The organism is Kitasatospora sp. NPDC090091, assembly GCF_044747365.1.
Classification (GTDB): domain Bacteria; phylum Actinomycetota; class Actinomycetes; order Streptomycetales; family Streptomycetaceae; genus Kitasatospora.
Genome location: NZ_JBIVDY010000013.1, coordinates 68,129 through 93,363 on the forward strand (window position 1 = coordinate 68,129; position 25,235 = coordinate 93,363).

The 25,235-nt window shown below is 74.5% G+C and carries 22 protein-coding genes; 16 read left to right on the top strand and 6 right to left on the bottom strand.

Annotation, left to right across the window (positions count from 1 at the left end):
• Nucleotides 1-29: 29 nt before the first annotated feature.
• The 5 genes from ACIPSC_RS23165 (at nt 30) to ACIPSC_RS23185 (ending at nt 7,589) form a co-directional block, all read left to right on the top strand.
• On the top strand, nt 30-1,379 hold the full coding sequence (locus tag ACIPSC_RS23165; RefSeq protein WP_400827972.1) for a M1 family metallopeptidase: 1,350 nt from the start codon (nt 30-32) through the stop codon (nt 1,377-1,379).
• Nucleotides 1,380-1,464: 85 nt separating this feature from the next.
• Nucleotides 1,465-3,750 (top strand): restriction endonuclease, encoded by a 2,286-nt coding sequence (locus ACIPSC_RS23170; RefSeq protein ID WP_400827973.1) that lies wholly within the window; start codon nt 1,465-1,467, stop codon nt 3,748-3,750.
• Between the two features lie 157 nt (nt 3,751-3,907).
• On the top strand, nt 3,908-5,287 hold the full coding sequence (locus ACIPSC_RS23175) for a serine hydrolase domain-containing protein (RefSeq protein ID WP_400827974.1): 1,380 nt from the start codon (nt 3,908-3,910) through the stop codon (nt 5,285-5,287).
• 446 nt (nt 5,288-5,733) lie between these two features.
• A complete protein-coding gene (locus ACIPSC_RS23180) occupies nt 5,734-6,711 on the top strand; it encodes a GNAT family N-acetyltransferase (RefSeq protein ID WP_400827975.1) in 978 nt (325 codons plus the stop codon).
• Nucleotides 6,708-7,589 (top strand): lysophospholipid acyltransferase family protein, encoded by an 882-nt coding sequence (locus ACIPSC_RS23185; protein ID WP_400827976.1) that lies wholly within the window; start codon nt 6,708-6,710, stop codon nt 7,587-7,589. Before ACIPSC_RS23180 ends, ACIPSC_RS23185 begins: the two co-directional genes overlap by 4 nt.
• Nucleotides 7,590-7,743: 154 nt before the next feature.
• On the opposite strand, the gene ACIPSC_RS23190 is transcribed toward ACIPSC_RS23185, so the two are convergent.
• Nucleotides 7,744-9,372: an MFS transporter gene (locus ACIPSC_RS23190; protein WP_400827977.1), complete on the bottom strand. Its 1,629-nt coding sequence runs from the start codon at nt 9,370-9,372 to the stop codon at nt 7,744-7,746.
• Between the two features lie 169 nt (nt 9,373-9,541).
• On the opposite strand from ACIPSC_RS23190, the gene ACIPSC_RS23195 reads away from it, so the two are divergent.
• Nucleotides 9,542-10,219, top strand: coding sequence for a TetR/AcrR family transcriptional regulator (locus tag ACIPSC_RS23195; RefSeq protein ID WP_400827978.1), 678 nt, complete (start codon nt 9,542-9,544; stop codon nt 10,217-10,219).
• Between the two features lie 55 nt (nt 10,220-10,274).
• On the opposite strand, the gene ACIPSC_RS23200 is transcribed toward ACIPSC_RS23195, so the two are convergent.
• Nucleotides 10,275-10,883 carry a MarR family winged helix-turn-helix transcriptional regulator gene (locus tag ACIPSC_RS23200; protein WP_400827979.1) on the bottom strand — a complete coding sequence of 203 codons (609 nt, stop codon included), beginning with the start codon at nt 10,881-10,883 and terminating at the stop codon, nt 10,275-10,277.
• Nucleotides 10,884-10,962: 79 nt separating this feature from the next.
• Here ACIPSC_RS23200 and ACIPSC_RS23205 point away from each other — a divergent pair, with 79 nt between their 5' ends.
• From ACIPSC_RS23205 to ACIPSC_RS23220, 4 genes are all read left to right on the top strand, one after another.
• Nucleotides 10,963-12,246 (top strand): MFS transporter, encoded by a 1,284-nt coding sequence (locus ACIPSC_RS23205; RefSeq protein ID WP_400827980.1) that lies wholly within the window; start codon nt 10,963-10,965, stop codon nt 12,244-12,246.
• Nucleotides 12,247-12,368: 122 nt separating this feature from the next.
• Complete coding sequence (locus ACIPSC_RS23210) at nt 12,369-12,809, top strand: hypothetical protein (RefSeq protein WP_400827981.1); 441 nt, start codon at nt 12,369-12,371, stop codon at nt 12,807-12,809.
• 198 nt (nt 12,810-13,007) lie between these two features.
• Nucleotides 13,008-14,006 carry a YdcF family protein gene (locus ACIPSC_RS23215; RefSeq protein WP_400827982.1) on the top strand — a complete coding sequence of 333 codons (999 nt, stop codon included), beginning with the start codon at nt 13,008-13,010 and terminating at the stop codon, nt 14,004-14,006.
• Between the two features lie 244 nt (nt 14,007-14,250).
• Nucleotides 14,251-15,771: a PHB depolymerase family esterase gene (locus ACIPSC_RS23220; protein ID WP_400827983.1), complete on the top strand. Its 1,521-nt coding sequence runs from the start codon at nt 14,251-14,253 to the stop codon at nt 15,769-15,771.
• A gap of 158 nt (nt 15,772-15,929) precedes the next feature.
• On the opposite strand, the gene ACIPSC_RS23225 is transcribed toward ACIPSC_RS23220, so the two are convergent.
• Nucleotides 15,930-16,592, bottom strand: coding sequence for a GPP34 family phosphoprotein (locus ACIPSC_RS23225; RefSeq protein WP_400827984.1), 663 nt, complete (start codon nt 16,590-16,592; stop codon nt 15,930-15,932).
• Nucleotides 16,593-16,785: 193 nt separating this feature from the next.
• Here ACIPSC_RS23225 and ACIPSC_RS23230 point away from each other — a divergent pair, with 193 nt between their 5' ends.
• Entirely contained in the window at nt 16,786-17,466 is a 681-nt protein-coding gene (locus tag ACIPSC_RS23230) for a DUF6445 family protein (protein ID WP_400827985.1), read from the top strand.
• 53 nt (nt 17,467-17,519) lie between these two features.
• On the opposite strand, the gene ACIPSC_RS23235 is transcribed toward ACIPSC_RS23230, so the two are convergent.
• Complete coding sequence (locus tag ACIPSC_RS23235; protein WP_400827986.1) at nt 17,520-18,179, bottom strand: endonuclease; 660 nt, start codon at nt 18,177-18,179, stop codon at nt 17,520-17,522.
• A 105-nt stretch (nt 18,180-18,284) separates the two neighbouring features.
• Between ACIPSC_RS23235 and murQ the strand changes: the two genes are divergently transcribed.
• The 3 genes from murQ (at nt 18,285) to ACIPSC_RS23250 (ending at nt 20,729) form a co-directional block, all read left to right on the top strand.
• Nucleotides 18,285-19,295 carry an N-acetylmuramic acid 6-phosphate etherase gene (murQ, locus tag ACIPSC_RS23240; protein ID WP_400827987.1) on the top strand — a complete coding sequence of 337 codons (1,011 nt, stop codon included), beginning with the start codon at nt 18,285-18,287 and terminating at the stop codon, nt 19,293-19,295.
• A 173-nt stretch (nt 19,296-19,468) separates the two neighbouring features.
• The gene (locus ACIPSC_RS23245; RefSeq protein WP_400827988.1) at nt 19,469-19,855 is read left to right on the top strand and encodes a hypothetical protein; all 387 of its coding nucleotides are present in this window, start codon (nt 19,469-19,471) and stop codon (nt 19,853-19,855) included.
• Nucleotides 19,856-19,970: 115 nt separating this feature from the next.
• Entirely contained in the window at nt 19,971-20,729 is a 759-nt protein-coding gene (locus ACIPSC_RS23250; protein ID WP_400827990.1) for an SOS response-associated peptidase, read from the top strand.
• 62 nt (nt 20,730-20,791) lie between these two features.
• Here the strand turns inward: ACIPSC_RS23250 and zapE are convergent, their stop codons facing one another.
• Both zapE and ACIPSC_RS23260 read right to left on the bottom strand, forming a co-directional pair.
• Nucleotides 20,792-21,883, bottom strand: a complete 1,092-nt coding sequence (gene zapE, locus ACIPSC_RS23255; RefSeq protein WP_400827991.1) for a cell division protein ZapE — start codon at nt 21,881-21,883, stop codon at nt 20,792-20,794.
• Between the two features lie 156 nt (nt 21,884-22,039).
• Nucleotides 22,040-22,702, bottom strand: coding sequence for a TetR/AcrR family transcriptional regulator C-terminal domain-containing protein (locus ACIPSC_RS23260; RefSeq protein WP_400827993.1), 663 nt, complete (start codon nt 22,700-22,702; stop codon nt 22,040-22,042).
• 139 nt (nt 22,703-22,841) lie between these two features.
• Between ACIPSC_RS23260 and ACIPSC_RS23265 the strand changes: the two genes are divergently transcribed.
• Together ACIPSC_RS23265 and ACIPSC_RS23270 are read left to right on the top strand one after the other, a co-directional pair.
• A complete protein-coding gene (locus tag ACIPSC_RS23265; protein WP_400827995.1) occupies nt 22,842-24,140 on the top strand; it encodes an MFS transporter in 1,299 nt (432 codons plus the stop codon).
• 81 nt (nt 24,141-24,221) lie between these two features.
• On the top strand, nt 24,222-25,103 hold the full coding sequence (locus ACIPSC_RS23270; protein WP_400827996.1) for a Rieske 2Fe-2S domain-containing protein: 882 nt from the start codon (nt 24,222-24,224) through the stop codon (nt 25,101-25,103).
• Nucleotides 25,104-25,235 lie beyond the last annotated feature (132 nt).

The window sequence follows — 25,235 nt, forward strand, 5'->3', positions numbered from 1 at the left end:
GAGCGCACGACCCGGTGAAATCCCGCCCGGTGAACCACCAGCACAGCCCGGCGTCCCCCATCGCCGGCCCGGACCCGTACTTCCCGAACAGCGGCGACCCCCGCTACCGGGTGCACCGCTACGAGCTCGCGCTCGACTACCGGCCGGGGCCCAACCGGCTCGGCGGGACGGCGCGGCTGAGCGCCGTCGCGGGCACGGCGCTGCCGGAGTTCGCGCTCGACCTGGCCGAGTTCCGGATCGGCCGGGTGCTGGTGGACGGCAAGGCCGCCCGGTACACCCACCGGGGCGGCAAGCTGCGGGTGCGCCCGGCCAAGGCACTCGCCGCGGGCGCCGCCTTCACCGTCGAGGTGCACTACACCGGGAACCCGCGCCCGGTGCGCAGCCCGTGGGGCGGCCTCGGCTGGGAGGAGCTCACCGACGGCGCGCTGGTGGCCAGCCAGCCGGTGGGCGCGCCGTCCTGGTTCCCGTGCAACGACCGGCCGGCCGACAAGGCCACCTACCAGATAGCCGTGACCACGCCGTCGCCGTACACGGTGGCGATCGGCGGCCGGCTGCTCACCCGCACCACCCGGGCGTCCAGCACGACCTGGGTGTACGAGCAGAGCGCGCCGACCTCCACGTACCTGGTGACCGTCTCGATCGGCCAGTACCAGCCGGTGCAGCTCGCCGAGCGCCCGGCGGTGCCGCAGACCGGCTACGTGCCGGAGCGGCTGGCCGGCGGCTTCGCCGTGGACTTCGGGCGGCAGCCGCAGATGATGACCTTCTTCGAGGAGGCCTTCGGGCCGTACCCGTTCGGCGAGTACACGGTGGTGGTGGCGGACGAGGAGCTGGACGTCCCGGTGGAGGCCCAGGGCGTCGCGACCTTCGGCGCCAACCACCTGGGCGGCGGCTGGGAGCGCGAGCGCCTGATCGCCCACGAGCTGGCCCACCAGTGGTTCGGCAACAGCCTGTCGATCGCCGACTGGAGCCACATCTGGCTCAACGAGGGCCTCGCCAAGTACGCCGAGTGGCTCTGGTCCGAGTACAGCGGCGGCCCGACCGCCGCGAAGCGCGCCGCCGCCGCCCACACCCTGCTGGCCGGGCTCCCGCAGGACCTCCGGCTCGGCGACCCGGGCCGCAAGCTGATGTTCGACGACCGCCTCTACCAGCGCGGCGGCCTCACCGTCCACGCGCTGCGCTGCGCGGTCGGGGACCGGGCCTTCTTCCGTCTGCTCAAGGACTGGACCGTCCTCAACCGGCACGGCGTGGTCTCCACGGCGGACTTCCGCGCGCACTGCGCCCGGTACGCGGGAGGCCCGCTGGACGGCCTGTTCGCCGCCTGGCTGCACGACCCGATGCTGCCCGCGTTCCCGTCCTCGCTGCGGCCGCCGGTTCTCTGAGCCGTCCCCGGCTGTCCGACCCCTGCGGGAGAATGCCACCGCCGGGACGACCCCGTCCCGGCGGTGGCTCTGCGGGAGGCGGTGGATGGACTCCTTCGATCTGGGGCGGCTGACGGACCACGACTTCGAGGTGGTCTGCCGCGATCTCTTCGGCGAACTCCTCGGCGTTCCGCTGGAGCTCTTCCCGCGCGGCCGGGACCGCGGGATCGACCTCCGGCACACCGACGCCGCCGGCGCGTCCACCGTCGTGCAGTGCAAGCACTGGCCGCGCGGCGACCAGAACGGGCTGATCCGGCGCCTGGTCCGGGAGGAACTGCCGAAGGTCGCGCAGCTCAGGCCCGACCGGTACGTCATCGCCACCACGGTGGGCCTGACCGTCGACGGCAAGGAGCGGCTCCGCGACGCCTTCGCCCCCTTCGTCCGGAGCACCGGAGACATCCACGGGGTGGACGAGATCGTCGCGGAGCTGCGCGGCCGGCCGGAGCTGGTCCGGCGGCACTTCCGGCTCTGGCTGAGCAGCACCACCGTGCTCCGGACGGTCCTCCACCAGGAGCGGCACCTGCGGTCCTCCTGGCTCCGCAAGCGGCTGCCCCGGGTCGCGGAGACGTTCGTCCCGCACGAGGGCTTCGAGCGGGCGAAGCTGGTCCTGGACGAGCAGCGGGTCTGCGTCGTCGCCGGCATCCCGGGGGTGGGGAAGACCACGGTCGCGCTCATGCTCTCGGCGTGGCTCATGGGCAACGGCTACGAGCTGCACGAAGTCTCGCAGGACATCGACGAGGTCGGCGGGCTCTGGCTCGACGACACCCCGCAGGTCTTCCTGTACGACGACTTCCTCGGCCAGACGACGCTGGAGTCGCAGCTCAACAAGAACGAGGACTCCCGGCTGCTCGCCGTCGTCCGCCAGATCCGGGAGACGCCCGGCAAGGCCCTCGTCCTGACCACCCGCGACTACATCCTGGAACACGCCCGGCTGCGGCACGACCGCCTGGCAGCGCCGGACGTCACCGAGGCCCTGAGCGTGATCCGCCTGAACGACCTGGGGCCGCGGATCCGCGGGCAGATCCTCTACAACCACGTCCACAATTCGGCGGTGCCCGCGGTACAGAAGCACCGCTTCGCCGACCGGGCGGTCTGGCAGCCGGTCGTCACGCACCGGAACTTCAATCCCCGGCTGATCGAGGAGACGCTGCGACTGGCCGCCCGGCGGGAGCAGGACGTCCCCGCGGCCGTGCTGGCGAACCTCGACGATCCGCAGCGGATCTGGGAGCGGATCGTCGAGCACGAGCTCACCGACGAGGCTGTCCACCTGCTCGAAGTGCTCTTCCTCCTGGGGGATGCGGAACTGAACGCTGTGAGGGCGGCGTGGTCGGGATATCGTCAGAAGCACGGCCGAGACTCCGACGGACGGCTCTTCCGGCGGGCGGTGCAGATCCTCGACGGAACGATGTTGGCCGTCAACGGCAGGACGGTCGCGTTCCACAATCCGTCGATCGCCGACTACCTCCGATTCCATCTCTCTGCCGGCCGCGGCGACATCAGCGCATTGCTCACCGTGGCCAATCATGCCGACCAGCTGCGCCGGTTGGTCGCGGCAAGTCGTCTGGCTGACGGCCGCGGGATCACCGAGGCCCTCAAGGCGGCTCCCATCGAGCTCGCCAACGCGGTCCGCAACACGCTCGGGACCATCCCCGGCCCCCGGTCGCGCCTCGATGACGGGGCCCAAACGCGAGCGGGACATCTCCAATGGATCCTGGAGACCGCCGAGTCGCTGAACTCCGCATTGCTCGCGGCGATCGTCGGCGAACAACTCGACGACAGCCTCGTCCGTGGAAGTGAGGAGTGGATGCTGCTGAGCCTGGTCGTGGCGCTCCACCACAGCCCGCTGACACCGCGGACGTGCGCGCACGCTTTCGGTACGAAGGTCGCCGAGTCCCTCCGCCACAACCTGGCCGACTACCTAGAGGGCGAGTTCACCGAGCTGGCCATCACGTGCTACCAGCACCTGGTCGACCTGCCCTGTGGCCTGGCCGATGCGAGGGACGACGAACTCCTCGAACGCCTCGTGGAACTGGCCTTGGAGGAACTCCATCGGATCGCTGTGGATTCCGAGGCCATCGGTGACGTCTGGCGCGGCATCGCGGTCAATGAGTTGCTCGCATTCGTCAGCGATCACTGCCCCGGGATCGACGAGGTGGAGGACTATCCGGTCGTCGAGGCCATGATGACCCGCCTACTGTCCACGCACCAAGCTCGCCAGGCATCCACGACGAGACGCGACCCGGCCACGTGGACGATGTGTTCGTTCGGCGATCCGGAGCGAGAGCACGCCGTCATCGCCGCACTGATGGACAACCTCAGGCGGTCCGACTGATCCTGCTCCACCGGTCCTCTGTGCACTGTCTTCGCGCTGACGATCCGACACGGACCCGTTATATCGAGTGGATCCCGGCGAACGCCCGGGCTAGGTTGAGCGCGCCGCCCGCCCGACCGCGGGTGCGTCCGAGCCGTCCGACTCTCCAGAGGATCAGATGCCCGACCTGCACGACGAGCTCCTCCCCGCCACCCGCCGCGCCCTGCTGCACCGTGTCGCGGTCGCCCAGGCCGAGGGCCGCACCCCCTCGTTCGTCGCCGCGGTGGTGCGGGACGGAAAGGTGGTCTGGAGCGGCGCCCGCAGCATGATCGACGACCACGCGCCCACCGTCGACGTGCAGTACCGGATCGGTTCGCTCACCAAGACCTTCGTCGCCGTCCTGGTGCTCCGGCTGCGCGACGAGGGCCTGCTCGACCTGGCCGACCCGGTCGGGCGCCACCTGCCCGGCACCCCGGCCGACGAATCCACCGTCGCCCAGCTGCTCTCCCACGCGTCCGGGCTGACCGCCGAGACGCCGGGGCCCTGGTGGGAGCGGACCGAGGGGGCGCTGCGGCCGGAGCTCGCCGACATCCTGGAGGACGACCGCCCGCTCCGGCACCCCGCCGGTCGCCGCTACCACTACTCCAACCCCGGCTACGCGCTGCTCGGCGCCCTGGTCGAGCGGCTGCGCGGTGAGCCGTGGGGCGAGGTGCTCCGCCGCGAGCTGCTGGAGCCGCTCGGGATGGACCGCACCACCCTGCTCCCGCAGCACCCGCACGCCGGCGGCTTCGCCGTCCACCCGTGGGCCGATGTCATGCTGCCGGAGCCGCTCACCGACACCGGGCTGATGGGCCCGGCCGGCCAGCTCTGGTCGACCACCGCCGACCTGGCCCGCTGGGCAGCCTTCCTGGCCCACGGCGACGAGAAGCTGCTCGCCGCCGAGACGCTCGCCGAGATGCGCCGCCCGGCCGTCGGCCCGGACAACGCCGACTGGTCCGGCGCCTACGGGCTCGGCCTCCAACTGCTGCGCCGCGACGGCCGCGTGCTATTCGGGCACAGCGGTTCGATGCCAGGCTTCACCGCCGGGCTCTGGATCAGCGCGGAGGACGGCCTGGCCGCCGTCGCCCTCTCCAACGCGACCAGCGGCCCCAACACCCCGCTCGTCGCCGCGGACCTGATCGCCATCACCGCCGAACACGAGCCGCGGCTGCCCGAGCCCTGGCGCCCGGCGCCGTCCGTCGACGAGGAGCTGTTGGCGCTCACCGGCCCCTGGTACTGGGGCGCCACGGCCCACGTCCTGCGGCTGAGGGCCGACCGCGGCCTGGAGTTGGCCCCGCTGGCCGCCGGTACGCGCGCCTCCCGGTTCCGCGCTGAGCCGGACGGTACCTGGACGGGGCTGGACAACTACTACGCGGGCGAGACGCTGCAGGTGGTGCGGGCCGCCGACGGCTCGGTCAGCCACCTCGACCTCAACTCCTTCGTCCTCACCCGCGAGCCGTACGGACCGGCGAACGCCGTCCCCGGCGGGATCGACCCACAGGGGTGGCGGGCCTTCTGACGCCCCGGGCGCCCGGCGCCCCACCCCGCCGCCCCCCACCCGGCCTCACGACGCGGTCGTCCCGACGACAGAACCGGCCCCCGGCGTTTCGACGCCGGGGGCCGGTGCTTTGGCCGGGGCGTTGCCGGGGTGTTCAGGCCGTCCGCCCGGGTACTCGGAGGGCCGCTGCGCACGCCCGGCGTGCGCCGGTGCAGTGGGTGGCTCGGCCGTGGCTTCCACCCCCGGGAGCGGAGCATCCGGCGGCGCCCCGGCACCCGGCAGGTGGACGGCAGACACCGAGTGGCCCCATTCAGCAGGTGCACATCTGCACTCCACCGAACGACAACGTGGACGCCAGCCGGCTCGGAAAAACATACGGTGACCGGTTCGCACCCACGACCGAGCGGACCGGTCGGTGCCACGGCCCACGTGGCCGCCGTCGTCCGTGCTGCCCTGGAGGGTCCGCCATGACCATCGTCCCCACGTACACTCCTCCCGCAGTCGCCCCCGACCACGCCGCCGCGGTCCCCGCCCCGCGCACGGCCCGGTCGGCGTTCACCGCCCAGCCCGCCCAGAGCCCCGCCTCCCGGCTCGCCGCCGCGCCCGCCGTCCAGCCCGCCGTCGCGCCCGCCCCGGCGTACACGGTGGCGCTGGCCCGCGACGAGGACGACGTCCGCGCCGCCCAGCGGCTGCGCCACGAGGTGTTCGCCGCCGAACTCGGCGCCGTCCTGCACAGCCCGACGGCGGGCCTGGACGTCGACCCGTTCGACGAGTACTGCGACCACCTGCTGGTCCGCGAGGGCGAGGACGGCCCGGTGGTCGGCACCTACCGGCTGCTCCCGCCGGAAGCCGCGCGGCGGGCCGGCCGGCTCTACTCCGACGGCGAGTTCGACCTGAGGAACCTGACCCCGCTGCGCGACGGCCTGGTCGAGCTGGGCCGCTCCTGCATCCACCCCGACCACCGGGGCAACGGCGCCGTGATCAACCTGATGTGGGGCGGCATCGCCCGCTACCTCGCCGACACCGGCAACACCTGGGTGGGCGGCTGCTGCTCCATCCCGCTGGACGACGGCGGCGCCACCGCCGCCCGCGTCTGGGACACCGTCAGCGCCAAGCACCTCGCCCCCGAGGAGTACCGGGTCACCCCGCACCGGCTCTGGGACGCCACCGGCGTGCAGCGGGCCGACCGCGCCCCGCTGCCGGCCCTGCTCCGCGGCTACCTGCGGCTCGGCGCCTGGGTCTGCGGCGCCCCGGCGCACGACCCGGACTTCGCCACCGCCGACCTGTACGTGCTGCTCTCCCTGGAGCGCACCGACCCGCGCTACCTGCGGCACTTCCTCTCCGGGATGAGCGCCGTCCCGGGCGGCGGTGGAGCCACGGGTGGCGGCGACGGGACCGTCGCGGGCGCCCCGGCGGCCGCAGCCTCACGGGAACTGTCGGCATGAGCGTCTGGCTGCCGACGGCGACCTGCACACCGGAGGCCTGCCTGACCGAGCGGGCCCCGGTGGTGGCCCTGCCCCAGCGGGTCCTCCGGCTGACCGCCTGTCTGACGGTCCTGCTGGTCGGGATCGCCCTCACCCTGCCGGTGCGCGCCCTTCCCGGCGGGGCGCGCACCCGGCTGGTCCGGTTCTGGACCCGCACCCTGCTCGGGGCGCTGGGCGTGACCGTCCACTCCACGCCGCCCCCCACCGCCGGTGCGGCGGGCGGCACTGCCGAGCGCGCGGCGGGCGCCGCCGCGGGCCGTCCGACCGGCGAACGGGAGCCCGGAGTCCTGGTCGTCGCCAACCACGTGTCCTGGCTGGACATCCCGCTGATCGCGACCGCGCTGCCCGGCCGCTCGATCGCCAAGACCGAGGTGCGGCACTGGCCCGTGCTCGGACCGATCACGGCCTGGGGCGGCACGGTCTACCTGGACCGCGACCGGCTCCGCACCCTCCCGGACACGGTCTGCGCCGTCGCTGCCCAGCTCCGGGCGGGCCGGCCGATGATCGTCTTCCCGGAGGGGTCGACCTGGTGCGGGCGGGAGAGCGGGCGGTTCCGCCCGGCGCTGTTCGAGGCCGCCGTCCAGGCCGGGGCCCCCGTCCAGCCGGTGACGATCCGCTACCGGCTGGCGGACGGCCGGGCGACCAGCGCGGCCGCCTTCGTCGGCGAGGACGGCCTGCTCGCCTCGCTCTCCCGGGTGGTCGCGGTACGCGGGCTGGTCGCCGAGCTGACCTTCCTGCCCGCGATCCCGGCCCCTGTCCCAACCTCGCACGCCACTCGCCGGGGCCCGCGCCGGGAGCTGGCGCGCGCCGCGCAGGCCGCCGTCGAGGGCGTGCGCTGAACGGTCGGTGAGCCGCCGGCCGGCACCGGCGGTCTTCGACGGACCTGACGGTCTCCGGCGGCCCCGGCCGCGGTCGCGGTCGGCGGCCCCGGCCGCGGTCGGCGGCCCCGGCCGCGGTCGGCGGCCGGTCGCGGTCGGCGGCCGGTCGCGGTCGTCACTCCGTCCGGGCGTCGACCAGGGTCTCCGGGCGCGCCGTGGGCCCGACGGGCGTGCCCGCGTCGGCCGAGGGCCCGGCACCCGGACCCGTCGCCCCGGCGGTCAGTGGCGTACTGCCCACGGACCGCATCAGCACGGCCACCACCACCGCCGTGACGGCCAGGGCGCCGGAGCCGCAGCGCAGCGCGAGCTGTACGCCGTCGGTGAAGGCGCCCTCCACGGCGGTCAGCACCGGGAGCGGTGCGTCCACGGCCCGGCCGCCACCGAGCCCGGAGAGCGAACCGGTCGCCGAGTCGGTGACTTGCCCGACCGTCCCGTCCGGGAGGCCGAGCCGCGTCAAGGAGCCGGTCAGGCTCTCGGTCATCCGGTGGGTCAGGACGGCGCCGAGGACGGCGATGCCGATCACACCGCCGAGCTCGCGCAGGGTGTTGACGGTCGCCGAGGCCATCCCGGTCCGGGCCGGAGCGACCCGCTGGAGCACCGCAATGGAGACCGGCGCGAAGGTCAACCCCATCCCGAGGCCCAGTGTGAGCAGCGTCCACACGTACGCCGGGTACCGGGCGTCCTGGCCGTAGCAGGAGAGGCCGCCGAGTCCGGCCGCGCAGAGCGCCAGCCCCAGCACCACCGGCAGTCCCGGGCCGTGACGGCCGGCCAGCCGGGCTGAGATCGGGCCCGCCACGACGATCGTCGCGGTCATCGGCAGCCCGGCGAGCCCGGCCGCGGTCGGCGACCAGTCCAGGACGCCCTGCATCAGCAGCGGCAGGAAGAACAGCGCACCGAACATCCCGAAGCTGATCATGAACCCGCCGAGCAGGGCACCGCCGAGGACGCCGTCACGGAACAGCCGGAGGTCCAGCATCGGCTCCGGTATGCGCAATTCGAGCAGGACGAACGCGGTGAGCAGCAGCACCGCCGCGCCCGCGCAGCCGAGCACCAGCCCGTCGCTCCAGCCCCGGGACGGCCCCTCGACCAGCGCGTAGACGAGCCCGCCGAGGCCCGCGGCCGAGAGCGCGAGCCCGGCGAGGTCGATCCGACGGGCGCGCGGGGCGATGGCCGGCAGCACCCGGCCGGCCAGCAGCAGGCCGCCCAGCCCGATCGGGACGTTGATCCAGAACACGCTCGACCAACCGAAGGTCTCGACCATGGGCCCGCCGATCACTGGTCCGACGGAGAGGCCGAGCGCCGAGACGCCCGACCAGAGGCCGATCGCCCGGGCGCGCTCGCGCTCGTCGGTGAAGACGTGCCGCAGGATCGCCAGGCTCCCCGGCGTGAGCAGCGCAGCACCGACGCCCTGGAGCATCCGTGCGGCGATCAGCCAGCCGGTGGTGCCGGCGAGCCCGGCGGCGGCCGAGCCCGCGGTGAACAGGCCGAGGCCGAGCCGGAAGACCCGGGTGCGGCCGAACCGGTCGCCGAGCGTGCCGCCGGTGAGCAACAGGGCGGCGTAGACCAGGCTGTACCCCTCGGCCACCCACTGCAGGCCGGTGATGCCGGCCTGCAGGTCCTGCCCGATCCGGGGCAGCGCGTTGCCGACAATGACGTTGTCGAGCATCGACATGAACATCGTGACGCAGAGCGTCACCAGTGCGAGCCGCTTGTGCCGAGCGCTCGGCACCCCTGTCTCCCCCATCGGGAGGCCTCCGTTCCACAACCCCGATCCATGCCCCTAACGGTGTTAGGGATCGCCTGGCACGGATAGAATGCCCCTAACACTGTTAGACGGCAAGTCGGATTCCCCGGATCCGGAGCCGACCGGTACCGGCCGGACGCGACCCACCGACCCGACAGAGGCGAGGCCCATGCCGAACGACGACGACACTCAGCCCCCGCTCACCAGGGAGGCCCTCGGCCTGGCCGCGCTGCGGGTACTTGAACGGGACGGCCTCGCCGGCCTCTCGATGCGCAAGGTCGCCGCCGAGGTCGGCGTCAAAGCGGCTTCGCTCTACTGGCACGTGCGCAACAAGGAGGAGCTGCTCGATCTCCTCAACGACGCGATCATGGCGGGCGCCGAGGCCCCGCCGCGGGTCGGCGACTGGCGCAGCCAGCTCCGCGAGTACTGCCACCGCCACCGCCGCCACCTGCTCGGCCGGCGCGATGCCGCCAAGGTGGTCGCCGGTCGCCTGGCCCCCGGCCCGAACCTGCTGCGCCTCCAGGAGGAGCAGCTCGACCGGCTGCGCGAGGCCGGCTTCGCCGACGCCGACGCCGCCATGGTCACCTACCTGCTCGGCACCTACGTCCAGGGCTTCGTCCTCCAGGAGCAGTCGCCCCTCTCGGCCTCGGAGGCCATGGGGGCCAGCCGGCGCGAGGCCGTCGACGCGGCCGCCGACCAGCTGCGCGCACTGCCGCCGGAGGAGTTCCCCAATCTCACGGCGCTCGCGGGCGACCTCACCGAGCCCGACCTCGACACCCGCTTCACCTTCGGCGTCGAGCGCATCCTCGACGGCCTGGCCGCCCTCCTGCCCGCAGAGAAGCGCTGACGGCGGAGCGCACCGGACCTCCTCGCCGCTCCTCCGCCGCCGGCCCGGCGTTCGATCAAACCTGCTCGGACGGCCGGCGCTCCGGGGCGGCGGGGGTCTCGACGGCCAGGAGGACGCGGCGCAGCAGGTCGGAGAGCAGGCGCCGCTCGTCCGGTGCCAGGACGCCGAGCACGCGGCGCTCCTCCCGGCCGACCACGTCCAGCGCCTCGTGCCAGGCCTCCCGGCCGGCATCGGTCAGTTCGACGTCGACCCGGCGGCGGTCCTCGTTGGAGGGGGTGCGGACGATGAAGCCCCGGCGTTCCAGGGTCTCCAGGCGGCCAGTCACCGAGGCCGGGGCGAGGTTGAGGTCGGCGCGCAGCTCGGAGGGGGTGGCCCGGCCGCCGCGGCCGGCGAGCTCGTGCAGGGTGTCGAACTCGTGCTTCTGCAGTCCGTAGTCGGCGACGCCCTGCTCGCGCACCCGGCCCAGGTGCTTGGTGAGCTTGTTCATCCGCGTGACGGCGCCCTCGATGTCCGGGTCGAGCTCCGGCAGGACCGGCTGCCAGCGCTCGACGTGCCCGTCCGTCCAGTCGCCCGGCCGGTCGCCGGGGCAGCCGCGCGGGCCGCCCACCGGCTGGCGGGGCGGCCGGTCGCCCGGCGGGTCGGATCGTCGCGCGGCGTGGTCCATGGCACGAGTCTAGGTGGAGTCGATCAACTCGCCGAATATTTCGTTGCCGAAACTTCGGCGCCGAAATATAGTCCGGCCCGTGACCCATCCTCTGAGACTTCCCGGCTTCCGGCTGCTCTACATCGGGCGGACCGTCTCCACCCTCGGCGACGCCGTCGTCCCCACCGCCCTGGCCATCGCCATCACCCAGGCGACCGGCTCGTCCGGCGCCCTCGCCCTCGTCCTCGGCTGCGCGATGGTGCCCCGGCTGCTGCTCCTCCCCCTCGGCGGCGTCGTCGGGGACCGCTTCAACCCGCGGACCGCCGCCCTGGTGACCGACCTGGTCCGGGCCGCCGCACAGGTGGCCGTCGGCGTCGAACTGCTCGGCGGGGAACCGCACCTGGCCGCCGTCGCGGTGGCCGAGGCGATCGGCGGCGCCGCCTCCGCCTTCGCCATGCCCACCGCCACGCCCCTCGTCGCCGCGACCGTCGACGGCCCGCAGCGCATGCAGGCCAACGCACTGCTGGCCTCCACCGCCAACGCGGCCCGGCTCGGCGGCCCCGCACTGGCCGGCCTGCTGGTGTACACGACGGACGCCGGCTCGGCCTTCGTCCTGGACGGCCTCTCCTTCCTCGTCTCCGCCGCCCTGCTCGCCAACCTCACCGTCCGGCCCACCCCCGCCCCGCGCCGCGCCCTCCTCGCCGATCTCACCAAGGGCTGGACCGAGGTGCGCTCGCGCGACTGGTACTGGACCAGCCTGATCGCGCACGGCATGTGGAACGGCGCCAGCGCGGTGCTACTCACCCTCGGCCCGCTGATCGCCACCCGCGACCTGGGCGGCGAAGGCGTCTGGGTGGCCATGACCCAGGCCGGCGCGGTCGGGGTCCTGGCAGGCTCGCTGCTCGCCGGACGCCTCCGTCCGCGCCGCCCGGTGCTCGCCGCCAACCTCGGCCTCGCACTCCTCGCGCTGCCCCTGCTCGCCCTCGCCGGTCCGCTCCCGGCGCCGGTCACCGTCCCCGTGTACGGGCTGGCCATGGCCGGGGTCGGCTACCTCAGCCCGGTCTGGCAGACCGTCGTCCAGCAGGAGTTCCCCGCCCACGTCCTGGCCCGGGTCACCTCCTACGACTGGCTGTTCTCCCTGGCGGCCGCACCGCTCGGCTACGCGCTCGCCCCGGCGGCGGCCGACGCCTGGGGCGCCCCCGCGCCCCTGCTGGTCACCGCCGCCCTGGTCGGGGTGAGCTGCGCCGGCACGGCGCTGGTACCCGGCGTGCGCCGGATCGGACGCGTGGCAGAGGCGGAGGCGGAGGCAGCGGAAGAGGCGGACAAGGCGGGCACGACCGCCACCTCGGCCACGCCCGCGAAGGCCGCTGCCGGCGGCTCCTAGGCCTCCTGGACGGCGGTCGCCGCCGCTGGCACCGCGCCCTGCCGGGCGTCACCTCCTTCTCCGGCAGGGCGCGTTGTCGTAGGCGGGTGGCATGCTCGGCGAGGGAAGGGAGGCGCGGGCACATGGGCCGGGACGACGAGGACGCGCTGCTCGCCCAGGCGATCGGCGCCTGGGCCGTGAGTGGCCGGCGCGGCGTGGAGTGGGTGGCGCGCCGGCTGCCGAAGGACGTCCACGAGGAGGAGCTGGAACTGCCGCTGCCGTACGCCGAGGCCGTGGCCCGGGTGAGAGCCGTGCTGCGCGGCCTCGGCCGGCGGGTCCCTCCGGTGTCGCGGGGCACGCGGACGTTCCGGGTGATGGCCGGCGGAGGGGCCTGGGGGCTGAACCCGGTCCTGGTGACGGTCCGCCTCACCACCGTGGGCGGCACCGAGTCCGAGCCGGAGCCGGACCCCGGCAGCACGCTCGTCCACCTGCGGGCGGCGGCGAAGGAGGGGCTCATCCGGCAACGGGCCGGGCAGCGGACGGGGCGGCGGGTGGCGGAGCTGCTGACAGGAGACGGCCGTTGACCGCCGATCGCCGGACCGCTGGGCCGCTGGACCGGCAGAGCGCCGGAATGCCCCGTGCGGGATCGGACCAGCGGGTGGGCACGGAGCCGGTCCGCCCGCCGAAGTGCCCGCCCCCGCATCCGCCGTGACGCCGGGCCACCGACGCTGGGGTTCCGCGACCACGGCGGACCGTACATCTGAACAACCTACGATACGGGCATGATCGCCTACGCCCCAGCGGCCCTGTTCTTCGTCCTGTGCGGGATCGGGGTCCTGCGCGACCGCCGCCGGTTCAGCAATGCCGTGCTGCTCGGCATCGCCGTCTCCCTGCTCGCCGTGGCCCTGCTCGCCGAGCTGCGCAAGGCGCCGACCCTGGTGGTGGAGCTGGCGGCCGCCGCGATCATCCTGCTGCCCGCGATCGGCACGCTGGCCCTGATCGGCTTCCTGATCTCCAACGGCCTGACCATGATCCGGAAGGAGGGCCTGCGGCCCGCCAACCTGCTCTCGCTGCTCGCCGGCCTCGGCATCCTCGGGGTGATCGCCCTGCTCGTCGCCGCCGCGGTGACCGACTCGCTGCGGCTGGGCATCATCGCGGGCACCGCCACCCTGGTGGTCGGCTACATCTCCTTCCTGTTCGTCTGCTTCGTCGGCTACGCCTTCCTGTACGGCCGCCACCGGCCGCGCGGGGACGTGGACTTCGTCGTGGTGCTCGGCTCCGGTCTGATCGGCGGCGAGCGGGTGCCGCCGCTGCTGGCCAGCCGGCTGAACCGCGGCCGCGAGGTCTACGAGAAGCAGGCCGCGCGCGGCAACCCGCCGGTGCTGATCACCTCGGGCGGCCAGGGGCCGGACGAGAAGCTGCCGGAGTCCCACGCGATGGCCGACTTCCTGGTCGCGCAGGGGTTCCCGGAGGAGCGGATCACCCGCGAGGACCGCTCCCGGACCACCGAGGAGAACCTGCAGTTCAGCAAGGTGATCATGGAGCAGGCCAAGCCCGGCTACCGCTGCGTCATCGTCACCAACAACTTCCACGCCTTCCGGGCCGCACTGATGGCCCGGAAGACCGGTGTCAACGGGCAGGTGTTCGGCTCGCCGACCGCCGCGTACTACTGGCCGAGTGCGACGATCCGCGAATTCGCGGCGGTCTTCCTCTCCCACAAGCTGGTCAACTTCGGGATCTGCGGCTTCCTCGCGCTCTGCGGACTGCTCGCCGCCCTCTGATCCACCGTCCTCCCCCGGCCATCGGGCCCCGGCCGCGTAGGCGGCCGGGGCCCTACGCGTTCACCCCGCCGCGTCGACGGCCGGGGTCCGAACCGGACGGCGGTGGGTGGTTGCGCTGCCATGGCGCCGCCCGCCATGACGGGCCACGGGAGGCCGTCTGACCGTCCCATACCTCAAGGCGGTCCGACGCGCCACGCTGCTGGGCATCCCACCCGCGCTCCTTCCCCCACCCAGGAGTCACCCCATGGCCGCGCTGCCCGCTCCCCCTCCCGCCCGCCGTCCCGCTGTCCGCTCGTCCGCCGCACCGGGGAGGCGGGGCGGTCGGCTCGCCCGCTGTGCGGCCGCCGCCGTGCTGGCGGCGGCCGCGCTCGCCGCCGGCTCCGCCGCGAATGCCGCGAATGCCGCGAATGCCGCTGCGAGCGGGACGTTCCAGCAGATCACCGGCTTCGGCACCAACCCGGGCAACCTGGCCATGTACAGCTACGTTCCGGCGGGCCTTCCGGCCGGTGCCCCACTGGTGGTCGCGATGCACGGCTGCGTCCAGACCGCCAACGACTACTACCGGAACTCCGGTTGGACCAAGTTCGCCGACCTCTACGGCTTCGCGGTGGTCTTCCCGCAGACCAACTCCACCAACAACAGCCTCTCCTGCTTCAGCTGGTTCGACGCCGCCAAGGACAGCCGGGGCTCGGGTGAGGCGAAGTCGGTGGTCGAGATGGTCACCAAGGCCGAGTCCCTGTACGGCTCGGACAGCCACCGGGTGTTCGTCACCGGACTCTCGGCGGGCGGCGGCATGGCCGCGGACCTGCTGGCCGACTACCCGGACGTGTTCGCCGGCGGGGCGATCGACTCGGGACTGCCCGCCCACTGTGCCACCACCCAGAGCGCCGCGTCCGGCTGCCAGAACTCCGACCAGCGGCTCACCCCCGCCCAGTGGGGGGACAAGGTCCGCCGGGCGTACCCGGGGTACGGCGGGCCGTGGCCGCGGGTGGCGATCTGGCAGGGCAGCGCCGACACCACCGTGAAGCCGGTGAACGCCACCGAACTGCGCGACCAGTGGACGGACGTGTGGGGCATCGGTCAGAGCACGTCCGCCACCCGGAGCCTGCCCGGCGGCACCACCGAATCGGTCTACCACGACCCGTACGGCCGGCCCGCCGTGGCGCTCTACTCGATCGCCGGGATGGGACACGGACTCGCGGTCAACCCGGGCACCGGCACCGACCAGTGCGGGGCCACCGGCAGCTACTTCCTCAACACGATCTGCTCCAGCTACTACACCGCGCTGTTCTGGGGCCTGGACGGCGGCGGCACCACCACCCCCTCGCTGCCCGCGCCCGCCGCCCTCACCGCGACCGCCGCGGGGACCGGCTCGGTGGCGCTCACCTGGCAGGCCGTCACCGGAGCGGCCTCGTACGCGGTGTACCGGGACGGCGCCGAGGTGGCCGGCCCGACGACCACCTCGTACACGGACACCGGCCTGAGCGCGGGCACGTCGTACAGCTACCGCGTCGCCGCCGTGGACGCCACGGGCACCGAGGGCGAGCGCTCGGCAGCGGTGACCGCGACCACCGCCGGGGGTGCGCAGCTCTGCTTCACCGACAACAACTACAACCAGGTGAAGGCCGGCCGCGCCACCCAGAACGGCGGCCTCACCTACGCACTCGGCTCCGGCCAGTCCATGGGCCTGTGGAACACCTTCACCACCCACACCCTGCGGCAGACCGCCCCCGGCTACTTCGTCCTCGCCGACGGCCAGTGCTGAAGCGGCCGGCACTCGGCTGACCGACGCCGGCCGGGCTCTGCGGGGTGCGCCGGGCGCCGGCCGGTGAGGGATGGCGCGGCGGTGCATCGGCGCGGCGGTGCATCGGCGCGGCGGCGCGGTGGCGCAGCGGCGCGGCGGGGATTCGGACCGGGCCGGCGTCAGGAGACCGCTGCGACCGCTGCAGTCGCGGCGAGGACCCCCAGCGCGGCCTGGGTGGCACGGATGCCGTCCCGGACGACGTCCCCGGCCCACTGGCCGTCGGCGATCTCGGCCATCCTCGGCTCCACCTTGCCCCGAGGCAGGTCCGGGAAGGCCAGCCGGTGCAGTCGCGCGCCGTGGAGCAGCGCGATCAGTCCGCTCGTACGGTCGTCCGGCTCCGCGCCCTCCAGCACCACCGCGGCGAGCCGGCTGCGCAGCTCCCGCTCGACGGTGCCGTCCGCCTCCGGGTAGCGGCGGACCGGGAAGAGCCCGAGCACCCGGTGCCGTTCCTCGGTGACGATGCCCTGCTCGCACAGGCTCGCCAGGCTCGCCTCGACGCTCTTGCCCTGATCCTTCCTCAGCCAGCCCTCCACGGTGGGCGACTTGCCGGTCCGGGTCCAGGCCTCGATCCGCTCCAGAACGCTGTCGAGCAGCGTGCTGCCGGTCGGCGAGGAATCGACCACCTCCAGGGCTCCGCCGTCGACCCGGACGCGTTCGGCCAGTGCCAGCTCCAGCAGCAGACCGCTGGTGACGGTCCAGCCGGCCGCCCACCGGTCCTTCGCCTGGCCGCTCTCGTCGTCCAGCGACAGCAGCATGATCTCTTCGCCCAGCGTGACGGGCATGTCCCACCCCTTGTGATCAAGAAACACACATGTATCCGGACCGGACGATTTCACCCTCGGAAAGGTTCCCGAAGCCGCGCACCCCTGGATCCGGGCCGGGTCTGCTCCCCAGAACCACGGGCTCCGGGCAGTTGACGAAAGGTTGACCTGCTCACGGCAGAACGTTGGCGATCTCCACCCCTATGGTCGGCGCATGCCCCCACAGCCTCCCGGGCGGACGGCGCTGCCCGTCCTGCCCTACCGCAAGCCCACTCCCGGCCGGGACTACTGGGTCCTGGACAACGTCCTGCCGGACCCCGACGCCGTCCGCGAGCGGGTGCTGGCCCGCGGCGACTGGACCCAGGGCTACCCCTACCGGCCCGAGGCCTGGCCCGGCCTGCGGACCATGCCCGGCCTGGAGCCGGACGAGCTGGCCCGGGTGGAGGGCCTGGTCCGCAAGTCGACCGGCGCCTCCGGGCTCTGGGTGCAGAGCACGCCCGGCGGCGGCACGCTCAACCACAACTGCGTCCAGCTCGTCGGCGCCGGCGAGTCGGACTCGCGCCCGCACACCGACTCGCGGGCGCTCTGCCGCTACGCCGCGGTGCTCTACCTCTCCCCCGACGCCCCCAAGGACGCCGGCACCAGCTTCTACCGCCAGCAGTTCCCGGGCGGCCGGCTCGGCGGCAACCTGGTCAACGCGCCCCACACCAACCTGGTCGAGGCCCTGGGCACCCGGCACGTCCCCGGGGACGCGTTCACCGAGGACGTCCGCGTCCCCAACCGGTACAACCGGCTCCTGCTGTACCACGCCAACCTGATCCACAGCGCCACCGCGTACGCGGGCGTCACGCTGGAGGAGCGGCGGATGACGGCGGTCTTCTTCTGGATGGCCTGAGCCGGCGGGCGGCCCGAGCCGACGGGTGTGGGGCCGGGCACGGATCGGCCCGGTCAGCGGTGTGCCCCGGCCGCCGAGGCCTCCAGCAGCTCGCTCGGCTCCCCGTGCGCCAGACCGACCCGGGTCAGCGCGGCGGCCAGCCGGGCAAGTTCACCGTCCCCGACCAGCTCCGCCAGGCCCTCGGCCGAGTGCGGCAGGCCGAGGTCCGCGGCGACGCGGCGCACCCGGTCGTCGAAGAAGGGCCGCAGCTCGGGCCAGACCTCCTGGGCCTCGCGGCAGAAGATCCCCGCCCCGACGGGACCGATCCGCGGGAACTCCTGGAGCAGGCCGTGCACCCGTTCGGGTGATCCGCCGGCCTCGTCCCGCAGCCGCCGGAGGTCGCCGTGCCAGCGGTCGAGCAGCAGATCGGCGCCGCGGCCGAGGGCGGTCGCGGTGCTCTCGTCGTACCGCACGTAGTGGGCGCGCCCGAGCGCGTCCACCCGCGCCTGCCAGGTCGATCCGGTCATGGCGCGCGGCGTCCGCAGCCCGTCCGCGAAGAGCTCCCGGGCGGCGGCGACGGCCGTGGCGGCGCTGATCCGGATCGAGCAGAGCGCCGTCAGCACGAGCAGTTGGTAGAGCGGTGCAGGGGTGTCGCGCAGCGTGATCCCCGCCTCGTCGGCGTAGGTCCGCCCGTACTGCTCCATCAGGGCGGCGACGGTCCGGTCCCGGTTCATTGCAGGCCTCCCTCTCCCGGCACCTGCCCCGATCTGCTCCGCCCATGCGTGCGCCCGCCGCAGGGCCCGCCCCGGCGGAGCCGAGCTGGTTGGCTCCGCCCCGCCATGGGGAGAAGAAGCCTCGTGAAGAGCGAGCAGCCGACCGAACCGGCCCCGACGGCGCCCCCTGAGCCCCCGGGGCCCCCGGCGCCCCATGGCCCGCCCGCCCCGGCGGCCGGGCCCGCGGTGACCGAGGCGGTACGGCCGGAATGGTCCGGGATCGACCTGCTGCCGACGATCGACCTGCTCCGGCTGATGAACGCCGAGGACCGCACCGTCGCCGAGGCGGTCGCCGCCCAGCTGGAGCCGATCGCGGCCGTGGTCGACGCCGTCGCGGCCCGGATGGGCGCGGGCGGCCGGCTGGTCTACGCGGGCGCGGGGACGGCGGGGCGGCTCGGGGTGCTGGACGCGAGCGAGTGCCCCCCGACCTTCGGTACCGGCCCCGACCAGGTGCTGGGCGTGATCGCGGGCGGGCCGGCGGCCCTGGTGAGCGCCGTCGAGGGCGCCGAGGACCGGCCCGACCTCGCCGCCGCCGATCTGGCGGCGCTGGCGCTCACACCGACCGACACGCTGGTGTGCATCTCGGCCTCCGGCCGGACGCCGTACACGGTGGCCGCCGTCCGCCGGGCACGCGCCGCCGGGGCGCTGACCGTGGGGCTGGCCTGCGCCCGGGGCTCGACACTGGCGGCCGCGGCCGAGCTGGCGATCGAGGTGGAGGTCGGCCCCGAGGTGGTGGCGGGCTCGACGCGTCTCAAGGCCGGGACGGCGCAGAAGCTGGTGCTGAACCTGCTCTCGACGGCCGTCATGGTCCGGCTCGGGAAGACGTACGGCAATCTGATGGTCGACCTGAGAGCGGTCAACGAGAAGCTGCGCGACCGGGCGCAGCGGATCGTCGCCGAGGCGACCGGCGCGGACGGGGCCACCGTGCGCGCCGCGCTGGCGGCGACCGGCGGCCGGGCCAAGGACGCCGTCCTGGTCGTCCTCGCCGGGGTGGACGCGCCGGCGGCGGCCGCGCTCCTCGCCGCCTCGGACGGGCGGCTGCGCGAGGCACTGGAATCGGCGCCGCCGAAGCGCTGACGCCCCCGCCGGCACACGCCGGGCCCGCCACCGCACCCCCTCGCCACCGGCCCCCCCTTGCCATCGGAGGCGCACAGGCGTATACGAAGCAGTGGGTGGGATCCGGCTGCGGCCGGCCCCGCACGGCGTCCTGCCGCAGGCCCCGGAACCGCGAGACCGGAGAGGAGCAGGAGATGATCACCGAACTGGCCGTGGAGCGGGTCGAGTTCATCTGCGGTCACTGCTGGCACCAGTGGAGCGCGGACTTCGACCTCCAGCACGTCCGGGACGAGGACGGCACCGACTGGGAGTACTTCTCCCTCAACGGCATCCCGGTCGCGTCCCCCTACTCCCCCGACGGCGCGCAGGCCTGCCCCGAGTGCCACCGGCACTGGGTCGGGCACCTGGCCGCGCGCCGGCTGGTGCCGCTGATCCCCGACGAGGAGACCACGCCACGCAGCCGCATCGCCGAGCCTGCCGCGCACCGGCCGGAGCGGCACACCGCGCCGATGCTGTCCGCCGGCTCGCATCACCAGCCCGCGGAGCGGCACCTGTCGGCGACTGCGGAGCGCAACGGCTGAACCCGCCGAAGCCGCGCCCGAACCCGCCGTTCGAGCCGGCCGCACCGCGCGGGCCGGAGCCGACCCGGGCGGTCCTGCGGGCGATCGGCCCGCCGCGGGTGGCAGAGTGGTGGGCATGTGCGGACGCTTTGTCTCCACCACGACCCCGCAGGACCTGGTCGAGCTGCTCGGGGTGACCAGGTGGACCCCGGTCGAGACCCTGGCCCCGAGCTGGAACGTGGCGCCCACCGACCCGGTCTGGACGGTGCTGGAACGGGTCGACCACGACACCGGCGAGCTCGCCCGACAGCTCCGCCCGGTGCGCTGGGGCCTCGTCCCGTCCTGGTCGAAGGACCCGAACGGCGGCGCCCGCATGATCAACGCCCGGTCCGAGACGGTGCACGAGAAGCCCGCCTTCCGCTCTGCCTTCGCCAAGCGGCGCTGCGTCCTGCCCGCCGACGGCTACTACGAGTGGGTGCAGGTGCCCGCCGGCGACGGCCGCAAGGCGTACAAGCAGCCGTACTTCCTCCACCCTGCGGAGGGCGGGCCGATGGTGATGGCCGGGCTCTACGAGTTCTGGCGCGACCGTTCGGTACCCGAGGACGACCCGGCCGCCTGGCTGACCACGGCCACGATCATCACCACCGATGCCACCGACGCGGCCGGCCGCGTCCACGACCGCATGCCGCTCACCATCGGCCCGGACGACCTGGACGCCTGGCTCGACCCCGAGCACACGGACCCGGCCGGGCTGCGCGGCCTGCTCCACACGCCGGCCGGCGGCGAACTGCTCCTGCGGCCGGTCTCCACCACCGTCAACAGCGTCCGCAACAACGGCGCCGACCTGCTCGCCCCCGTCCCCGACCCCCTCGGCCACGGCGACGGCCCGGGGTAGGGCCTGCCCTGCGGGGCGCCTGTCCTGCGGGGCGCCTGCCCTGCGGGTAGGGCCTCGGTGCGTCAGGTGGACCTGAGCAGGGCGAGCCGGCTGGCCGTCCGGTCCAGGTCGCGGAAGAGGCTCTCGTCGGGAGCCGGGCCGGCGATCGGATCGGCGCCGATCAGCACCAGGCGGACGTCCCGGTCGCAGCAGACGTCCACCAGGTCGGCGAAGCGCCGACGCCCGTCCGCGGTCGCGTCCTCCAGCGCCGGCACGCCGGTGAGCACCAAGGTGGGGAAGCGTTCTGCGAGCGCCAACTGGTCGGCGGCCGAGGTCAGTCCCTCGCACAGCTCGGCGAAGCCGAACCACACCTCCCCGTCGCGGACCGCCTCCGCTCGCAGCGGACGGCCGTGCACCACCACCTCGGCCGCCTCGCCGGCGGTCGGCGCGCCGAGACCGAGCGCGCCGAGGCCGCTGTCGTCACCGGGCCGCAGCCGTGCGCCCTGCGTGAAGCGCTGCTGACCGCCGTCCGCCGACGACCGCCGCTCCCGCCGGAAGTCCACCGGGCCCGCGATCTCCACCACGTCCATCCGCTCCTCGATCAGCCGGATCGTCGGCTCGAAGAGGTGGTGGTACAGCGGGTTGGGCATCAGCCCGGCGGGCGGGTAGTTGGACGTGGTGACCAGGGTGATCCGCCGGTCCAGCAGAGTGCGGAAGAGCCGGGCCACCAGCATCGCGTCCCCGGCGTCGTGGGCGTGGAACTCGTCGAAGACCAGGACCCGGCAGTCACCGAGCAGCTCGTCCACGGCCCGGTCGACCGCGGCCACCCGCTCGCCGGCCGCATCCCGGTGCGGGTCGGCGGTGTGCTGGGCGACGCCCTCGTGCAGGCGGCGGAAGAAGTCGTGGAAGTGCAGCCGCCGCGCGTGGGGGGTGGCGAGCCCGTCGAGGAAGGTGTCGACCAACCAGCTCTTGCCCCGGCCCACCGGGCCCCACAGGTAGACGTGTCGCGGCGGGCGACGGTGGAGCAGGCCCACCCGGGCGAGCTCCCCGGCCAGCCGCGACAACCGCTCCACGGCCGGCCGCTGCGCCGGATCCACGACGAAGCCGCGCTGCTCGGCGGCCCGCCGGAAGTGCGCCTGCATGGTCTCGTACTGCTTCGTCGCCCTGTCCGTCACGGACTCGGACCCTAGCAGGACGTCAGAAACCCTTCGAGGTCGCCCACCTGGCCTCGAAGGTGCACTGCTGGTGGCCGCGCCTGGGCACCCGCGCCGGTGGGGCTGTCGCCCCGATGGGCGCGCCGGGCTACACGGCCGCGCTGGGCCCTGGCCGGCCTAACCGTCCGCGCCGTCCTCGCCGACCGGGTTCTCCCGTGACTCCTGCTCGATCGCGCTCCGGAAGCCCTCGATCAGGACGCGCAGCCCGTACTCGAAGTCGGCGTCGTGATCGGTCATCCGCAGGACGTCGGCGGCCTCGCGCAGCAGTGGGAGGTCGGCCAACGCCTCGTCGGGGAAGGCCGGTCGGGGCCGCGCGTCGGCGTCCTGCCGCCAGGCCTGCTCCTCGGCGACCCAGCCCATCACGTAGCGGTCGACGGTGAGCAGCAGCCGCAGGGCGGTGCGCGGACGCAGGCCGGCCCGGCAGAGGGCGGCCACCTGGGCCTCCACGGCAGGGAGTTCGGCCACCGTGGGCAGGGTGCCGGCGTGCACGCGGGCGCCGTCACGGTAGGCGAGCAGGGCGCGGCGCTTGGCCCGGGCGTCCTCGGCGAGCCAGCCGGGCCAGTCCTCGGGCGAGGGCTCACGGTCGGGCGGCAGGGCCTCGGCGAGCATGGCCTCGGCCATCAGGTCGAGCAGCTCGCGCTTGCTCTTGAAGTGCCAGTACAACGCGGGTGACTGGACACCGAGTTCACGCGCGAGGCGGCGGGTGGTCAGCCCGTCGATGCCGACCTCGTCGAGCAGCCTCAGCGCCGTTCGGACCACCTCGTCGCGTTGCAGCGCCATGCCTCCCGGCCTCCTGTCCGCGTCCGTCCGTTTCCATCGTCAGGCCCTGTCCGGTCCTAATCGCTTGGCGCCCAACCTTATCGCTGATAAGTTCCGGCACTGGAATTTATCAGCGATAAGGACGGAGGCGATGCCACCCATGAGCGCCCGAACGGGCCGTCCGTGGTCCCGGCTGCTGCCGAACACCGCACCGTGGCGGTCCTCCCGCGACTTCCGGCTGACCTGGACCTCGGGCACGGTCACCCTGCTCGGCTCGGTCTTCACCATGACCGCGATCCCGCTGCAGGTCGCCGACCTGACCGGATCGCCGCTCGCGGTGGGAGCGGTCGGGGCGGTCGAGCTGGTGCCGACCGTCCTGCTGGGCCTCTACGGCGGGGTGCTGGCCGACCGCGCCGACCGGCGTACCGTCGCCCTGGCCACGGAGGCGGCACTGGCCGTCCTGAGCGCATTACTGCTGGTCAACGCAGTGCTCGGTACGCCGGCGCTCTGGCCGCTCTACGCGGCGGCCGGGTGCGCGGCCGCGCTGCAAGGGCTGCAGCAGCCGTCGGTGGAGGCGATGATCCCGCGGCTGGTGCCGCACGACCAGCTGGTCGCGGCCGGTGCGCTGCTGTCGCTGCGGTGGAGCGTGGCCGGGGTCGCGGCGCCGGCCACCGCCGGGCTGGTCATCGCCACCGCCGGCGTCCCGGCCGCCTACCTGGTCGACCTCGCCACCTTCCTGGTCTCGATCGCGCTGCTCGCCCAGGTCCGGCCCCTCCCCTCGGAGCGGGACGCCGAGGCACCGCAGCTGCGCGAGCTCGCCGTGGGCGTCCGCTACGTCCTGCGGCGGCCCGAGCTGGCCGGGACCTACCTGGCCGACCTGGCCGCCACCGTCTTCGCCCTGCCCACGGTGCTGTTCCCGTTCCTGGCCGCCGAGTCGGACGCGCTCTGGGCGCTCGGGCTGCTCTACTCGGCCGCGGCCGCGGGCAGCCTGCTCGCCGCGGCCACCGGCGGGTGGACCGAGCGCGTGCACCGGCACGGGCGGCTGGTCCTGCTCTCCGCCGCGCTGGTCGGCGCCGCCACCGCCGCGGCCGCCGTCTGCCCCGGCGGCATCCGGTCGGTGCTGGTCTGCCTGGCGGTCGCGGGCGCCGCCAACTGGGTCGGCGACACCTTCCGCACCGCGATCTGGAACCAGTCCATCCCGGACGAGCTGCGCGGCCGTGCGGCCGGCCTGGAGCTGCTGACCGGGTCCGCCGGGCCCGCCCTCGGCGACGTCCGCGCCGGGAGCCTGGCCGCCCGCTACGGCGTGCGCGCGGCACTCCGCTCGGGCGGCCTGCTCTGCGTCGCCTCCACCGGCGTGCTCGCGGCCGCGCTGCCGGCCCTCTGGCGCTACGACCCGCGCACCGACCCGCACGTGGCGGCGGTCCGGGCGGCGGCGGCCCGGGTCGCGCCGCGACCGTGACCGCGACCGCCTCTCCTGCGGCGGGGCCGGGAAGGCGGCGAGCCGATGTTTGAGTGTGCGGGCTGGGGCTAGTCGCCAGGCATGGACACCATCGCGCACATCCCCCTCCGGTCCCGACGGCTGCGCGACGCCCTGGACGCGCCGTCCGACTGGGACTTCCTGGACGCACCCGCAGGGTCCCTGCGCAACGTCTTCGAGGCGCTACCGCTGGGCCGGTACCGCGACATCCTGCACGGCGTCCCGCTCGGGCACCCGCTCCACCCCGCGCTCGCCCAGCTGCCGCTCGGCTGCTGGGTGTCGGCCGGACTGCTCGACGCGACCTGCCACCGGCGGGCGGCCGGCACGCTGGTCGCGGCCGGTCTGGTCACCGTCGGCCCCGCCGCACTGGCCGGCTGGACCGACTGGGCCGAGCTCGACCCACCGCGCCGCCGGACGGGCCTCGTCCACGCCACGGCGAACATCGCCGGCGTGCTGCTGTACGCGGGGTCGCTGGCGTGCCGCTGCCGGGGGCACCCGCAGAGCGGCCGGCTGCTCGGCTGGGCCGGGCTGACCGCCGTCTCCGCCGCCGCGGCGCTCGGCGGCCACCTCGCCTACCACCAGGCGGCCGGACCGAACCGTACGGCCGCGGTAAACCGGCTGGCTCCGCCCGACTGGTTCGACCTCGGGCCGGTGGACGGCTACACCGAAGGCGTTCCGGCCTGCCGGACGGTCGGCGAGCTGGCCGTCGTGGTGGTCCGGACCGGCGACTCGTTCGCGGTGCTCGCCGAGCGCTGCGCCCACCTCTCCGGTCCGCTCTCCCAGGGCTCGGTGGTCGACGGGTCCCTGCGCTGCCCCTGGCACGGCAGCCGGTTCCGGCTGCGGGACGGCGAGGTCGTGTGCGGGCCCGCCACCGCCCGGCAGCCCGTGTTCGAGACCCGGGTGCTCGCCGGCCACCTGGAGGCCCGGCTCCCCGGCGCCGGATGACGGGCGGGCGACGACGGTACGAACGACGGCGGCCGGGGGGGGGGGGGGGGGGGGGGGGGGCCCCCCCCCCCCCCCCCCCCCCCCCCCCCGGGGGCCCCCCCGCCCCGCGCACCACCCCCCCCCCCCCCCACG

Bases quoted from the DNA above. Each gene is read 5' to 3' on its own strand.
- ACIPSC_RS23170 (WP_400827973.1), top strand. From the start codon at position 1,465: ATGGACTCCTTCGATCTGGGGCGGCTGACGGACCACGACTTCGAGGTG.
- ACIPSC_RS23175 (WP_400827974.1), top strand. From the start codon at position 3,908: ATGCCCGACCTGCACGACGAGCTCCTCCCCGCCACCCGCCGCGCCCTG.
- ACIPSC_RS23180 (WP_400827975.1), top strand. From the start codon at position 5,734: ATGACCATCGTCCCCACGTACACTCCTCCCGCAGTCGCCCCCGACCAC.
- ACIPSC_RS23185 (WP_400827976.1), top strand. From the start codon at position 6,708: ATGAGCGTCTGGCTGCCGACGGCGACCTGCACACCGGAGGCCTGCCTG.
- ACIPSC_RS23190 (WP_400827977.1), bottom strand. From the start codon at position 9,372: ATGGGGGAGACAGGGGTGCCGAGCGCTCGGCACAAGCGGCTCGCACTG.
- ACIPSC_RS23195 (WP_400827978.1), top strand. From the start codon at position 9,542: ATGCCGAACGACGACGACACTCAGCCCCCGCTCACCAGGGAGGCCCTC.
- ACIPSC_RS23200 (WP_400827979.1), bottom strand. From the start codon at position 10,883: ATGGACCACGCCGCGCGACGATCCGACCCGCCGGGCGACCGGCCGCCC.
- ACIPSC_RS23210 (WP_400827981.1), top strand. From the start codon at position 12,369: ATGGGCCGGGACGACGAGGACGCGCTGCTCGCCCAGGCGATCGGCGCC.
- ACIPSC_RS23215 (WP_400827982.1), top strand. From the start codon at position 13,008: ATGATCGCCTACGCCCCAGCGGCCCTGTTCTTCGTCCTGTGCGGGATC.
- ACIPSC_RS23220 (WP_400827983.1), top strand. From the start codon at position 14,251: ATGGCCGCGCTGCCCGCTCCCCCTCCCGCCCGCCGTCCCGCTGTCCGC.
- ACIPSC_RS23225 (WP_400827984.1), bottom strand. From the start codon at position 16,592: ATGCCCGTCACGCTGGGCGAAGAGATCATGCTGCTGTCGCTGGACGAC.
- ACIPSC_RS23230 (WP_400827985.1), top strand. From the start codon at position 16,786: ATGCCCCCACAGCCTCCCGGGCGGACGGCGCTGCCCGTCCTGCCCTAC.
- ACIPSC_RS23235 (WP_400827986.1), bottom strand. From the start codon at position 18,179: ATGAACCGGGACCGGACCGTCGCCGCCCTGATGGAGCAGTACGGGCGG.
- murQ (WP_400827987.1), top strand. From the start codon at position 18,285: ATGGGGAGAAGAAGCCTCGTGAAGAGCGAGCAGCCGACCGAACCGGCC.
- ACIPSC_RS23245 (WP_400827988.1), top strand. From the start codon at position 19,469: ATGATCACCGAACTGGCCGTGGAGCGGGTCGAGTTCATCTGCGGTCAC.
- ACIPSC_RS23250 (WP_400827990.1), top strand. From the start codon at position 19,971: ATGTGCGGACGCTTTGTCTCCACCACGACCCCGCAGGACCTGGTCGAG.
- ACIPSC_RS23260 (WP_400827993.1), bottom strand. From the start codon at position 22,702: ATGGCGCTGCAACGCGACGAGGTGGTCCGAACGGCGCTGAGGCTGCTC.
- ACIPSC_RS23265 (WP_400827995.1), top strand. From the start codon at position 22,842: ATGAGCGCCCGAACGGGCCGTCCGTGGTCCCGGCTGCTGCCGAACACC.
- ACIPSC_RS23270 (WP_400827996.1), top strand. From the start codon at position 24,222: ATGGACACCATCGCGCACATCCCCCTCCGGTCCCGACGGCTGCGCGAC.